The organism is Nocardia sp. Marseille-Q1738 (genome assembly GCF_965283145.1).
Genome location: NZ_CBDIMS010000003.1, coordinates 222,899 through 237,090, shown reverse-complemented (window position 1 = coordinate 237,090; position 14,192 = coordinate 222,899). Strand labels below are relative to the sequence as shown.

Sequence of the window (14,192 nt, the reverse complement as noted above, 5' to 3'; positions counted from 1 at the left end):
CCTTTCATCCGGAAGGAGACTTCGACGCCTCACATTCGGATTCGCTGGCGACCTGGATTGGTCGAGTTCGCTATGACACCACGAATTGAAATAACTACGTGTTTGCTATCTAACCCGCTTTGACGTTGGTGTTGGCTTTGTCCACCGCGGCCCGGCTGTTGGTGGAGGCGCCGAGCGCGGCGGCCAGTTGTTCGGCGTCTTCGTCGTCGCCGGTACTGATGGCCTCCAGGGCTAGTCGCGCGAACACCCACTGCTCGGTGGCCGCCATCTGTCCGCGGGTGCGGCCGAGGAAGGTGACGAACCACTGGATCACGGTGATGATCCGGCTGCGGTATCCGACCAGGTAGTACAGGTGCAACGCCAGCCAGGCCAGCCACGCGATGAACCCGCCGAACTCCAGCTTGCCCACCTGGCACACGGCGCTGAACCGCGAGATGGTGGCCATGCTGCCCTTGTTGAAGTACTTGAACGGCTTCCGCTCCTGCGGCGCCTGTCCGTTCAGGCCCGCCTTGATCTGCTTGGCCGCGTAGGTCGCGCCCTGGATGGCGCCCTGCGCCTGGCCGGGCACGTTCGGCACCGACATCAGATCGCCGACCACGAACACGTTCGGGTGACCCTTGACGGTCAGGTCCGGCTCGACCACGACCCGGCCCGCGCGGTCGACCTCGGTGCCGTCGGACTGCTCGGCGATCATCTTGCCCAGCGGGCTGGCCTGCACGCCCGCCGACCAGACCTTGCACGCCGACTCGATGCGGCGGATGGTGCCGTCGGAGTCCTTCACCGTGACGCCGAACGCGTCGACATCGATCACCATCGCGTTGAGCTGGATCTCCACGCCCATCTTCATCAGCCGTCGTTCGGCTTTGCCGCCGAGGTTCGGCCCCATCGGCCCGAGTACCGCGCCCGCGCCCTCGATCAGCACCACGCGCGCGTCGCGCGGATCGATGTTGTGGAAGGTGCCCTCCAGGGTGCGGTCGGAGAGCTCGGCGATCTGACCGGCCAGCTCGACCCCGGTCGGGCCGGCGCCGACGATGACGAAGGTCAGCAGCCGGTCGCGCTCCTCCTGGGTGGTGGCCAGCTCGGCCTGCTCGAACGCTCCGAGGATCCGTCCGCGCAACTCCAGCGCGTCGTCGATGGTCTTCATGCCGGGCGCGAAGGTGGCGAACCGGTCGTTGCCGAAGTAGGACTGCTGCGCGCCGGTCGCGACGATCAGACTGTCGAACGGGGTGACCGTGTCCTTGTCGAGCAGACGCGAAGTCACCGTCTGGTTGTGCAGGTCGATGTCGGTGACCTCGCCGAGCAGCACCTGCGCGTTCTTCTGCTTGCGCAGCACGAGCCGGGTGGCGGGCGCGATCTCGCCGACCGACAGGATGCCGGTCGCGACCTGATAGAGCAGCGGCTGGAACAGGTGGGTCGAGGTCTTGGAGATCAGCGTGACATCGACGTCGGCGCGCTTGAGGTGCTTGGTGCCGAACAGGCCGCCGAAGCCCGAGCCGATCACCACCACCCGGTGACGACCGTTCCCGACAGTCTGACTGCTCATCGTGCTGCTCCTCGATGGACCTCGGGGGCGTCCCCGGCGACGGTTCCTGACACGCCCAACCGTAGCCGCCGCGCCGTGCACCGTCACGGCGAGATCCCCGTTCCTGGCGTGTTGCGGTGCGAGATCTCACCGCCGGCGAATCGCCGCGGGGAGGATCGTCGCGGCGGAACCGGCCGAGCGGGGGCGGCGGAAAGCCTACGATGGACACTGTCGCTCAGGGAGGTTCGCCATGGTCGCCGGTGACCGCGTGATCGGCCGAAAACCCAGCGTGCAGGCCGAATCGGAGAACGTCGCGCTGATCGAGGTCCCACACGATCATCTGATCGACCGTGCGCTGGGGTTATTGCCGGAACGGCGCCAGGTGCTGGCCACTCCGCCGCGCGGCAGCGACACCGTCGCCGTGCGCGGCGATGCCGGCTTGCCCTATCTGGGCCGGGCGCTGCATTACATGCGCTGGGGTCCGGCCGAGATGATGGAGCGCTACCGCCGTTACGGGCCGGTCTCGCTGAACACCTCACTCGGCGTGGACCGGGTACTGGTCGCGGGGCCGGACGCGCTCGACGAGGTGCTCGGTCACCGGCGCCGGGACTTCGGCCAGGGCTGGGACTATTTCATCGGCCCGTTCTTCCGGCGCGGACTGCTGCTGCTGGAATTCGACGAGCACAAATTCCATCGCCGGATCATGCAGCAGGCCTTCACCAGGGACCGGCTGGAGGCACACCTGGCGGCGCTGACCCCGGTGGTGCGCGCGAGCATCGCGCGGTGGGTTCCGCAGGGGCGCAACGCCGAACGGACCGTCCGGCTGTATCCGACGATCAAAGAGCTGACCCTCGACATCGCCGGAGAGACGTTCATGGCCGTCGACGTCGGCCCTCGGCGTCAGCAGCTCATCGACGCGTTCGTCGACTGCACCCACGCCGGGCTGGCCATCATCCGGCACTCGGTGCCCGGCGGCAACTGGCGGGCCGGGCTGCGCGGCCGCAGGGTGCTCGAGGAGTACTTCACCGCCATGCTGCCGCGGAAGCGCCGCACCGAATCGCCGGACTTCTTCTCCGGGCTGTGTCACGCGCGCAGCGAGGACGGCGGCGTCTTCGGCGACGCGGACGTGGTGAACCACATGATCTTCTTGATCATGGCCGCGCACGACACCACGACGACCACGGCCACCGCCGTCGCCTATTACCTGGGCAAACACCCGGACTGGCAGCAGCGGGTGCGCGCCGAGGTGCTCGGCATGGACGAGCGGCTCGGCGACGCGCCGCCGACCATCGCGGATCTGGAGGGACTGCGCGATCTGGACTTGGTCGTCAAGGAAAGCCTGCGGTTGATGCCGCCGGTTCCGGGATTGTCGCGCCGCGCCGTGCGCGACACCGAGATCGCCGGGCACTACATTCCGGCCGGCGCCCCCGTCGACCTCGCCTACCAGGTGAATCACCTGCTGCCCGAGCTATGGACCCAGCCCGAGCGATTCGATCCCGAGCGGTTCGGCGAGCAGCGGCGCGAGGACAAGTCGCACCGCCTGGCCTGGATGCCGTTCGGCGCGGGCGCGCACAAGTGCATCGGGATGCACTTCGGCACCTTCGAGGTCAAGACGGTGACCGCCGCCTTGGTCCGCGAATACGAGTGGCGGATCCCGGAGAAGTACCGGATGCCCTGGGGATTCACCACGATCCCGTTCCCCAGGGACGGCGCGCCCATGACGCTGCGCAGGCGTTAGGCCCTACTCGGCCGCAGGCGCTGGCAAACAAACACAGTCCAGCCGATTCACGCCGCCCAGCAGCGTCGGGTGCGAGTCTTACGAGCACCGTTCGCGGCCCGTCTCGCGTCCGAGCGGCCGAAGCGCATGCGCCGCAGGCGCGAGTCTCGGTCGCTCGGACGCGAGACTTCCCGGGGCCGCGAACACGCAGCGCCGCAGGCGCTGCAAATCAAACTCAGCGTCCGGCGAACAGCATCTCCGCGACCTTGGTATCGGTGTCGGCGCCCTCGGTGTAGCCGCCCGCGTCACCCAGCGACGTCATGATGGCCAGGGTGTAGCGCTCGCCCGGTCCCGCGAAGCCGACCGAGTTGACCACCCAGCCGCCCTCCTCGGCGGACCAGCCGTTCTTCAGGCCAGGGCGCATCTTCGCGCCCGCGCCCCACACGCCCCAGTGCTGGTTGGAGTCGACCGCGCGCATCCGGTCCACCAGGTAGTTGCGGTCGTCGGGGTGCATCTGCTCGAGGATGTGGTTCATCAGGCGGTCGAGGTCCGCGGCGGTGCACTTCTGGAACGACCAGTCCGGGAACAGCGCGGTGTTGGTCGGCTGCGGCACCAGCGAGGTCATGCCGTTGGCGCGGAAGGCGTTGTTGAACGCCATCCGGTCGATGCCCGCGTACTTCGTCCACAGCAGGTCGGCGGCGCCGTCGTTCGAGGTGGCCAGCATCGATTCCAGCAGGCCACGGTCTTCCGGAGGCAGCGCGATCGCACCGACCCGCGCCCGATTCAGCAGATCCGCGGCGATCGCGAGCTTGATCGTGGACGCGGTCCAGACCGCGCTTTCGGCGTTGGCATTGGCGTAGATACCGCCGGACACCCGGTCGCGCACGACGTAGCCGGTGACGCCGGGACGGTTCTTGAGATAGGCGTCGACGGCGGCGATGCGGCTGCTCATATCGCAGTCGAAACCGGCCAGGCATCCCTGCGTATGCGCGAGCGGCGCCGCACCCGCGGTCGGGAGCATGGCGGGCAGGCTCGGAGCGAGGAAAGCCGTGGCGGCGAGGACACAGGCGGAGGCGGCCACGCGGGGAACGGTTCGGGTGGCGGGCGACGGATAACGCACGAGGGACCACGATCGCACATCGCGGGTCCGGACGCACGTCTTGAGCTCGGGTCCGGGTTGTGCTATTCGGGCGTTTTCGTGCTTGCGTCGCACCGCGTTTCGACCGTCGTCGCAGGCCAGAGCGGTTCAGCGGAAGGCGGCGCGCAGTTCCTCGACCGTCCGTCCGTTGAGGCGGTAGCAGTGCTCGAACGCCTCGGTGTGCCGGTCCCGGGGCCAGGAATGGAGCACGACGGTACGACCGTAGTGGCGCGAGTTGACGAGCTCCCAACGGTCACCGACTCGGCGGACTGTGAATCCGCCTCTCGGAACCAGGGGAATCACCATCGCATCCATGAACGCGAACCAGCCTTTCGGTGCAGCTCTCGTCCCTCCCCGGTGCAGCACTGTCGCACATCGGTCGCGCGGAGCCCGCGTGACACGACGGAGTAATCCGTTCTCGTGTGGTCTATTTCACTCACGTCCGGATGGGGCGGTGCGATTGCGCGTCGGTCGCCGGGCGTATAAACGTGCACGAAGTCCGAGGCCAGCGCAGCCCGGCACCCATCGACCGAGAGGGCGCAGATGCCGCTGCACATCCACCGTGCCGAGCGCGCCGACGTCCTTGCCCGGGCGCTCGCCGGGGTGCTGTCGTCGCCGCAGGAGGACCCGTTCGCGGCCGAGGTGGTCGCGGTGCCCGCCAAGGGCGTGGAGCGCTGGCTGACGCAGACGCTCTCGGCGGTGCTCGGGGCGGGCAACTCCGCCGACGGTGTCTGCGCGAACATCGCCTTTCCGTCACCGGCCGCGCTGGTCGCCGAAGTGCTGGCCGCGGCGAGCGGGGTGGCGCCCGAGGACGACCCGTGGGCGCAGGAACGGGCCGTGTGGACCCTGCTGCGGGTGATCGACGCGTCGTTGCCGGAGCCGTGGTGCGCCGTGCTGGCCAGGCATCTGGGCGCGCCGGCCGGCGCGGGCCGCGAGCACCGTGTCGGTCGGCGTTACGCGACCGCGGCCGAAGTGGCCGCGCTGTTCGACAGCTACGGCACCCAGCGCCCAGCACTGATCACCGAGTGGGCGGCGGGCCGGGACACCGACGGCGCGGGCGCCGCGGTGCCCGACGACCTGCGCTGGCAACCCATGCTGTGGCGCAGGCTGCGCGCCGAGATCGGGGCGCCCAGCCCGGCGGAGCGACTCGAGGCCGCCTGCGCGCGCCTGCGAGCGCAACCGGATCTGGTCCCGCTTCCCCCGCGGGTGTCGCTGTTCGGGGTGACCCGGCTCCCCAGCGATCAGCTCGCGGTGCTCTCGGCCTTGGCCGCCGCCCGCGACATCCACCTGTGGCTCGCGCATCCGAGCCCCGTCCTGTGGTCGCGGTTGGATCGGATGCCCGCGGCACGCACCCGTGCCGAGGATCGCAGCGCCGCGGCTGTGTCGCATCCGCTTCTGGCGGGACTGGCCCGTGACGTCCGGGAGCTCCAGCAGCGGCTGGCCGAGCTCGCGGCCACCGGCTCCGACACCCACAGTTCCGCCGCGGTGGCCGGAACCGATACCGTTGCGCCGGAAGGAGATTCGCCCACAACATTGCTCCGTGCGTTGCAGGCGGGCATCCGAGACGATCGATGGCCGCCGGTGCCAGGAGCGGTCGGCGCGGATGGCACCGTGCAGGTGCACGCGTGCCACGGTCCCGCGCGGCAGGTCGAGGTCCTGCGGGAATGCCTGCTCGGGCTGTTCGCGGCCGACGAGACACTCCAGCCGCGCGACGTGCTGATCATGTGCCCTGAAGTGGAGACGTACGCGCCACTGGTACGCGCTGCGTTCGGGCAGCGGACGCCGGGATCGCCGGAGGCGCAGGATGATTCGGAGCACCCGGCGCATCGGCTGCGGGTGCGCCTGGCCGACCGGGGGCGCGGAGTGACCAATCCGCTGCTCGCGGTGATCGGGGTACTGCTGGACCTGGCCGACGGCAGGGTGACCGTGACCCAGGTGCTCGACTTGGCGGCGGCCGAAACCGTCCGGCGCCGTTGCGGTTTCGACGACGACGATATCGAACGGCTGCGCGAGTGGGCGGCCGAATCCGGCGCGCGCTGGGGGATCGGGCAGCGCCAGCGCCAGGCGTTCGGGCTCGCCGACTTCGCGCAGAACACGCTCAACAGCGCGGTGGACCGGATTCTGCTCGGCGTCACCGCGGGCGAAACCTCCGATGACTGGCTGGATCTCGCGCTACCACTGGACGACGTGGACAGCAACGATGTCGACTTGGCCGGACGCTTCGCCGAGTTCATCGATCGGCTCGCGGTGTGCCTGCGCGACTTGCGTGGTCCGCGGCCCGCGCAGGAGTGGGCGGCGGCGCTCGGCCGCGCGTTGGATCTGCTGACCGACGTGCCGGAGGCCCAGGCGTGGGTGCGCACCGAGGCCAGGCAGGAGCTCGCCGCCGCCACCGAGCACGCGGGCGAGGTGTCGTTGCGGCTGGCCGACGTCGGGGTGCTGCTGCGTTCGCGGCTGGCCGCGCGGCCCACCAGGGCCAACTTCCGTACCGGGGAGCTCACCGTCTGCACGATGGTGCCGATGCGGTCGGTGCCGCACCGCGTGGTGGTGTTGCTCGGCTTGGACGACGAGGTGTTCCCGCGCGCGAGCGGCGCGGATGGTGACGACCTGCTGGCCAGGCAACCGCTGCTGGGCGAACGGGATCCGCGCAGCGAGGATCGGCAGCTGCTGCTGGACGCGGTTCTCGCGGCCCGTGACACACTGCTGGTGTTCCACACCGGCGCCGATCCGGTGAGCGGGGCGCACCGGCCGCCCGCCATCCCGGTCGCCGAACTGCTGGACGCGCTGCGGGCGCACGTCGGCGCCTCGGCGATGGACGGGGTGGTCACGCGGCATCCGCTGCAAGACTTCGACCGCCGCAATTTCCGAGCCGAGCGCCCGTTCAGTTTCGACACCGCGGCGCTGGCGGGCGCGCACGCGTCCGGCCGGCCCGCGCAGCCGCGGCCCGCGTTCCTGCCCGCGCCGCTGCCGCCCGCCGACAAGACGGATGTGGCGCTGGCCGACTTGATCTCGTTCGCCGAGCATCCCGTGCGCGCCTTCTTGTGGCAGCGTCTCGGCCTGCGCGTCCCGGAGCACGAGGAGGACATCGCCGACCGGCTGCCCATCGAACTCGACGGCCTCGCCAAGTGGGAACTGGGCGAGCGCCTGCTCGCCGCCCGCCTGACCGGCGCTGACCCGGCGGGGTTGCGCGCGGCGGAATGGCGGCGCGGCACACTGCCGCCCTTCGGTTTCGGCGCGGCCGTCCTCGACGAGGTCGAGCACACCGTGGACCTGTTGGTGCGCGTCGCGCAGGCGGACTACGAGGGCACCCCGCGCGCCGTGGACATCGCGGTGGACCTGGGCAACGGACGCAGGCTCACCGGCACCGTGCCGGAGGTGCGCGGCGAAACGCTGGTCCGCACCACCTTCTCCCGGCTCGCTCCGAAACACCGTGTCGGCGCGTGGGTTTCATTGCTCGCTCTCGCCGTCACCGAGGACCGGTCGTGGCGCGCGGTGAGCACCGGTCGTGGCCAATTCGGCCGTCCGGCATGGCGTTGTGAGCTCACCGCACCCGATGCGCCGGTTGCCGAGGAGATCCTGCGCGAGTTCGTCGCGCTGCGCGACGCGGGGCTGACCGAACCGCTACCCGTCGCGCCCACCGCCACCGCGGTCTACGCCGAACGCCGCTTCCGCGGGGCGAATACCGACGATGCGATCGCCGCGGCGGAGCGTGAATTCAACGGCGGCCCCAACGGTCCCGGACCATTCGGCGACCACACCGACCGCCACCTGCGCTACGTCTGGGGCCCGGCGCCCCGGCTCGACGACCTCATGGCCGCGCCCGCGCCCGCGGGAGAGCCGGGCGAGACCACCCGCTTCGGCGCGCTGGCCCGGCGGATCTGGGCTCCGCTGCTGGCCGCGGAAAGCCAGGGGCAGCCGTGATCGGTCACGATGCGGCCCGGCGGCGCCGTCCGGCGGGCACGCTTCGGCGCGGCGCACTGGAATCCACCACCGCCATGGCGCGTGTTGGTCGCCGTTGCGCGGTCGGGTGCACGGCAGAATGGCAGCTCGGACAGTCGTATCCGGCTGGCACATCGGATCCGGTCGGCGCGGCGTGGCCGATCCACCGCGCGTTCGCGACGTCCACAGATCGCGTGACGTCCGGCCGCGCAGGAGGGAGGCACGCGTGACCGTCCAGGAAACCTCCTTCACCGCGCCCGCGTTCGACGCCGCCGCGTTCGAGCCGTACGGGCCCTTGCCGACCGGAACGACCGTGCTGGAAGCCAGTGCGGGCACCGGCAAGACGCATGCCATCGTCGGGCTCGCCGTACGCTACGTCGCCGAGGCCGGTATCGAGGTGTCTCAGCTGCTGCTGGTGACGTTCAGCCGCGCCGCCACCCAGGAGCTGCGGGAACGCACCCGCGACCGGTTCGTCGCCGTCGCCGCCGGATTGGCCGACCCGGACGCGGCGCGGGCACATGCCGACGAGCTGGTCCGGTATTTGGCGGACGCCGACGAAGCGGAGGTGCGCCTGCGGCGTCGCCGCCTGCTGACGGCGCTGTCGGATTTCGACGCGGGCACCATCGCCACCACGCACAGCTTCTGTCAGCGCATGCTCGACGAACTCGGGTTCGCGGGCGAACACGATCCCGGCACCCGGCTGGTGGAAAACGTGGACGACCTGGTCGCCACGGTCGTCGACGATCTCTACCTCAACCGGTACGCCCGTGCCGAACCTCCGTTCCCGGTGAAGGAGGCCCGCACGCTCGCCTTGGCCGCGGTGCGGGACCGGCACGCCGCGCTGGTCCCCGACGGCGAGTCCGGTGCGAGCGAGCGGGTGGCGTTCGCGCACGCCGTCCGCGCGGAGACCGAACGACGCAAACGGCTGGCCGGGCTGCGCGACTTCGACGATCTACTGGTGCTGCTGCACGACGTACTCGCCGATCCGGAGCACGGCCCCCGCGCGTGCCGCCGCATCCGCGCACGCTACCGCGTCGCCCTGGTCGACGAATTTCAGGACACCGACCCGCTGCAATGGGACATCCTGCGCAGGTCGTTCCACGGGCATACCACCCTGGTCCTGGTCGGCGACCCGAAGCAGGCGATCTACGCGTTCCGCGGCGCCGAGGTGCTCAGCTACCTGGACGCGGTCGCGCACGCCGACACCCGCAAGGAACTCACCACCAACTGGCGCAGCGACGCGGGACTGCTGGCCGCGCTGGACCACCTCCAGGGCGGTGCCGCGCTGGGGCACAAGGAAATCGGCGTGCATCCGGTCACCCCGACCCGACCGTGGTCGCGGTTGTCCGGTCCGGAGGAGCTGATCACCCCGATGCGCGTGCGATGCCTGCCCCGCACGGGCGCCGGGCCGCTGAACAAATCGGGGTTCCCGTCCGTCGGCCGCATGCGAGCCAAGGTCGCCGACGACCTGGCCGCCGACATCGTCCGCCTGCTCGAATCCGGCGTGCTGCTCGATGTGAAAGCCGAACCCGTTATGGCTGTGGCCGATTCGAGTGAGGCGGTGCCCGGCGACGCGGCGCGCAGGCCGATCGGACCCGGTGACATCGCGGTGCTGGTGCGGACCCGCTCGCAGATCGAGGTGGTGCGCGCCGCACTGGACCGCGTCGGCGTCGCCTCCGTGCTCGCCGGCGGCACCAGCGTCTTCGCGACAAGTAGCGCGACCGACTGGCTGTGGGTGCTGCGGGCGCTGGAACAGCCACACCGCGGCGACCGGGTGCGGCTGGCCGCGTGCACCCCGCTGCTCGGTATCACCGCGGCCGAGATCGACAGCGGGGGAGCGGATCTCGTCGGGCGGGTCAGCGCGCAACTGCGTGAGGCCGCGCGGCTGTTCACCCGCGCGGGCTTCGCGGCCGTCTTCGAGAAGATCTCCGCCGAAGCGTGCCTGGCGCAGCGGCTGCTCGCCGTGGAGAACGGGGAGCGCCGGCTCACCGACCTGCGGCACATCGCGCAGCTGCTCGACCAGGTCGCGCTCACCGAAGGACTCGGGCTGACCGCGCTGACCCGATGGCTGGCCGACCGGGTGCGCGATCCCGCCTCCGGCGCCGTCGCCGACCGCAGCCGCAGGCTGGACCGGGACGCCGCCGCCGTGGAGATCGCCACCGTGCACGCCAGCAAAGGACTGGAATTCCCGGTCGTCTACCTGCCGTTCGCCTGGGACAGCGCGAAGAACCCGTACCCCGCGACGCTGCTGTTCCACGACGACGCGGGTGCGCGCGTGCTCGACGTGGGCGGGCCGGACGCGGCGGGCTACGCCGAACGCAAGGCACGCAGCGAAGCCGAGGAGGCGGGCGAGGAGCTGCGGCTGCTGTACGTCGCGCTCACGCGGGCGATGTGCCAGATCGTCGCCTGGTGGGCGCCTGCGATCACCACCGCGGCTTCCCCGCTGCACCGGATGGTCTTCGGACGGGCCGACCGGGGCGCCGCGGTCGCCGCGCGCGCCGCCGTGCCCGCGGATGCCGTGGCCGCGTCAGCTCTTTCGGCCTGGGCCCAGGACGCGGGAGCGGCTGTCTCGGTGACGGCGGTGGCCGCGAGCGACGACGTTCCGATCCGGCGGGTGCGTACCGAACCCGCGCTGGGCGAGCTGGCGGCCGCGCGGTTCGACCGTGTCCTGGACCAGCAGTGGCGGCGCACCTCGTACTCGGCGCTCACCGCGGCGGCGCACGGACCGGCACTGGAGACCGACAGCGAACCGGAGGACACCAGGGATCCCGGCGACGAGCCCCCGGATGCACCGCCGATCGGCGCGCCCGAGCCGGAGCCCACCGGCACCGCCTCGCTGATGAACGCGCTGCCCTACGGCGCGGAATTCGGCACCCTCGTGCATAGCGTGCTGGAACGGATCGATACCGATCGCGCCGATCTGGCGGCCGAGGTACGCGACCGGTGCCGCGAGGCGGTGGCGGAACTGATGGCCGAGGTGGACCACGAACAGCTCGCCACCGCGCTGCTCGCGGTGCTGCGGACACCGCTCGGGCGTGGCTGCCTGGCCGACGTCGCCCGCCGCGACCGTCTCACCGAACTCGAATTCGAACTGCCGCTGGCGGGTGGCGACCAGGCCGTCTCCACCGCGGCGACGCTGCGACGGATCGCCGACCTGCTGCGCGCCCACCTCCCGGCCGACGACGACCTGTACGCGTACGCGGACCTGATGGCGGCACTGGAGGACATCCCGCTGCGCGGCTACCTGACCGGCAGTATCGATGCCGTGCTGCGCATCCCGGATGACGCGGCGCCGCGGTTCGTCATCGTGGACTACAAGACCAACCGGCTCGGCACCGGCGATCTCACCGTCGCGCATTACACGCGCGACCGGATGGCCGCCGAGATGCTGCGCTCCCACTATCCGCTGCAGGCGCTGCTGTATTCGGTTGCGCTGCACAGATATCTGCGCTGGCGACTGCCGGGCTACGACCCGGCGCGTCATCTCGGTGGCGTTCGATACCTGTTCGTGCGCGGCATGGTCGGACCGGAAACGCCGTCCGGTTGCGGCGTCTTCGACTGGTATCCGCCCGCCGATCTGGTCGTCGCACTGTCGGCGCTGCTGGCCGGGGAGGCCGGGCGATGACCTCGATTCAGGTGGCGCAGCGGGGAACCGGCCTGTTGCGCACGTTCAACGAGGCGGGTGTGCTGTCGGCCGCCGACGTGCACGTGGCGCTGCGGCTGGGCAGACTGGGCCGGGAATCGTCGGAGGAGGTGCTGTTCGCCGCGGCGCTGGCCGTGCGCGCGGTGCGCTCCGGCTCGGTGTGCCTGGAACTGCGCCGGATGCGGGAGATCGGCGTCGACGCCGACGAAACGTGGGACGCGGGCATCGATCCGGCGACGCTGCCGTGGCCGGAAATCGCGGCGGTGGTGGCCGCACTGCGGGTCAGCCCCCTGGTGTGCGGCGGACCTGCGGGGCCGTTGCGGCCACTGCGGCTGGTCGAATCCCAAGGGCCCGGCGATTCCGGCCCCCTGCTCTACCTGGATCGGTATTACCGGCAGGAGCAGACGATCCGGCGGGTGCTCACCGAGCGGTCCGCGCAGCACCCCGCAGTCGACCCGCGGATCGTGCGTCGCGAGCTGGACCGGTTGTTCGACGCACCGGCCGGCGCGGCGCCGGATCGCCAGCGGCTGGCGGCGGCGCTCGCGGCGACGCACTGGACCACCGTGGTGGCGGGCGGGCCCGGCACCGGAAAGACCCACACGATCGCGCGGATCATCGCGCTGCTGGTCGCACACCGCAAGGCCGAGCCCAAGCTGCCCGCGCTGCGCATCGCGCTGGCCGCACCGACCGGCAAAGCGGCCGCGCGCTTGCAGGAAGCCGTTCGAGAACAAGCCGATTCGCTCGGACTCCCGGACCTCACCGCCGCGACCCTGCATCGGCTGCTCGGCTGGCAACGCGGGCGCGGCACCCGGTTCCGGCATCACGAGTTCAACCGCCTGCCGTACGACGTGATCGTCGTCGACGAGACGTCGATGGTCTCGCTGACCATGATGAGCAGGCTGCTGGCCGCGCTGCGCCCGGACACCCGCCTGATCCTGGTCGGCGACCCGGATCAGCTCGCCTCGGTCGACGCGGGCGCCGTGCTCGCCGACCTCGTCGCCGGACCGGTCGCCACCACCCCGAACCCCGTCCTCGACCAGATTCTCGGCCCGGAAACCCCAGCGGCCGCGGATCATTCGGAAGCGCTGACAGCGCTCGAGCGGACCCGTCTGCGCGGCGGCATCGTGCGATTGACCCGTGGCCGCAGGTTCGGCGGCCGGATCGCCGACCTGGCCGTCGCGGTGCGGGCAGGTGACGCGGACGCCGCCCTCGAGCTGTTGCGCACCGGCGGCGACGAGTTGTCGCTGGCCGCGCCCGATGACCTGACCGCGGTGCGCGCCGACGTCGTCCGTGCCGCCGGCGCGGTCACCGGCGCGGCGCTCGACGGGGACGCGGCGGGCGCGCTGAGCGCGCTCGAATCGCACCGGTTGCTGTGCGCGCACCGCCAAGGACCCTTCGGCGTCGAACGCTGGGACCGGATGGCCGCCGAGTGGGCCGCCGCCGGGGGAGCGGGCCCCGACGCCTACCAGGCCCCGTGGTACGCCGGGCAGCCGCTGCTGGTGACCGCGAACGATCACGAGGCGCGCATCTACAACGGCGACACCGGCGTCGTCGTGCGCATGCCCGACGGCTCACTCCGGGCAGCGCTGCAACGCGGCAGCGAACCGTATCTGGTGCATCCCACCCAGTTTCCCGCGGTCGTCACGGTCTTCGCGATGACCATCCACCGCAGCCAGGGCAGCCAGTACGACACCGTCTCCATCGTGCTGCCCGAGCCGGAATCGACACTGCTGACCAGAGAACTGCTCTACACCGCGATCACCAGGGCCCGTCGTCACGTGCGGATCATCGGAACCGACGAGTCCATCCGCGCGGGTATCGCGCGCCGGGTGCTGCGCGCCAGCGGACTGTCACGCCGGGAAGGGTGAACCGCGACCGGATGGCGCGCGGTAAGAGACAGAGGCGAACACCCGTCCAGAGATCCCATCGCCGTTGACAACCCCGCCGCCGCAGAAAGATTCCCAACGTGGCTGGTGGTGCCGCGTCCTCGCGTGCCAGGGCCTTTGGAAAGGGGTTTCGGACCCTGGATCGATGGAGGTCTGAGAACGCATCGTTGAACCCGAGTCCCGCGGGCGGGGACTGCTCTGCAATCGACCCGGCGTCGAGCTCATCGACCCGGTGTCGAGAATGTCGTCTATACCCGCGCGGAGAGCTGCCGCCGCGTAACGGCGACTCAGGAGGAGTCCGCGCCGGAGGAGAACGGACCTGGTGGCCGTCGCGTCGACGGCCACCAGGT

Annotated in this window: 6 protein-coding genes; 4 read left to right on the top strand and 2 right to left on the bottom strand. The window is 71.0% G+C overall.

Annotation, left to right across the window (positions count from 1 at the left end; genetic code table 11):
- Positions 1-109 precede the first annotated feature (109 nt).
- On the bottom strand, positions 110-1,543 hold the full coding sequence (locus ACWPXK_RS14535) for an NAD(P)/FAD-dependent oxidoreductase (RefSeq protein ID WP_454196640.1): 1,434 nt from the start codon (positions 1,541-1,543) through the stop codon (positions 110-112).
- Between the two features lie 229 nt (positions 1,544-1,772).
- On the opposite strand from ACWPXK_RS14535, the gene ACWPXK_RS14530 reads away from it, so the two are divergent.
- Positions 1,773-3,260, top strand: coding sequence for a cytochrome P450 (locus ACWPXK_RS14530; RefSeq protein WP_454196639.1), 1,488 nt, complete (start codon positions 1,773-1,775; stop codon positions 3,258-3,260).
- 214 nt (positions 3,261-3,474) lie between these two features.
- Here the strand turns inward: ACWPXK_RS14530 and ACWPXK_RS14525 are convergent, their stop codons facing one another.
- Positions 3,475-4,320, bottom strand: coding sequence for a tat pathway signal sequence (locus tag ACWPXK_RS14525; protein WP_454196638.1), 846 nt, complete (start codon positions 4,318-4,320; stop codon positions 3,475-3,477).
- Positions 4,321-4,920: 600 nt separating this feature from the next.
- Between ACWPXK_RS14525 and recC the strand changes: the two genes are divergently transcribed.
- The 3 genes from recC (at position 4,921) to recD (ending at position 13,824) form a co-directional block, all read left to right on the top strand.
- Entirely contained in the window at positions 4,921-8,295 is a 3,375-nt protein-coding gene (recC, locus tag ACWPXK_RS14520; RefSeq protein ID WP_454196637.1) for an exodeoxyribonuclease V subunit gamma, read from the top strand.
- A gap of 244 nt (positions 8,296-8,539) precedes the next feature.
- The gene (locus ACWPXK_RS14515) at positions 8,540-11,938 is read left to right on the top strand and encodes a UvrD-helicase domain-containing protein (RefSeq protein WP_454196636.1); all 3,399 of its coding nucleotides are present in this window, start codon (positions 8,540-8,542) and stop codon (positions 11,936-11,938) included.
- Entirely contained in the window at positions 11,935-13,824 is a 1,890-nt protein-coding gene (recD, locus tag ACWPXK_RS14510) for an exodeoxyribonuclease V subunit alpha (RefSeq protein ID WP_454196635.1), read from the top strand. Before ACWPXK_RS14515 ends, recD begins: the two co-directional genes overlap by 4 nt.
- Positions 13,825-14,192 lie beyond the last annotated feature (368 nt).

Excerpts from the sequence above, each read along its gene's own strand:
- ACWPXK_RS14535 (WP_454196640.1), bottom strand. The coding sequence starts at position 1,543 with ATGAGCAGTCAGACTGTCGGGAACGGTCGTCACCGGGTGGTGGTGATC.
- ACWPXK_RS14530 (WP_454196639.1), top strand. The coding sequence starts at position 1,773 with ATGGTCGCCGGTGACCGCGTGATCGGCCGAAAACCCAGCGTGCAGGCC.
- recC (WP_454196637.1), top strand. The coding sequence starts at position 4,921 with ATGCCGCTGCACATCCACCGTGCCGAGCGCGCCGACGTCCTTGCCCGG.
- recD (WP_454196635.1), top strand. The coding sequence starts at position 11,935 with ATGACCTCGATTCAGGTGGCGCAGCGGGGAACCGGCCTGTTGCGCACG.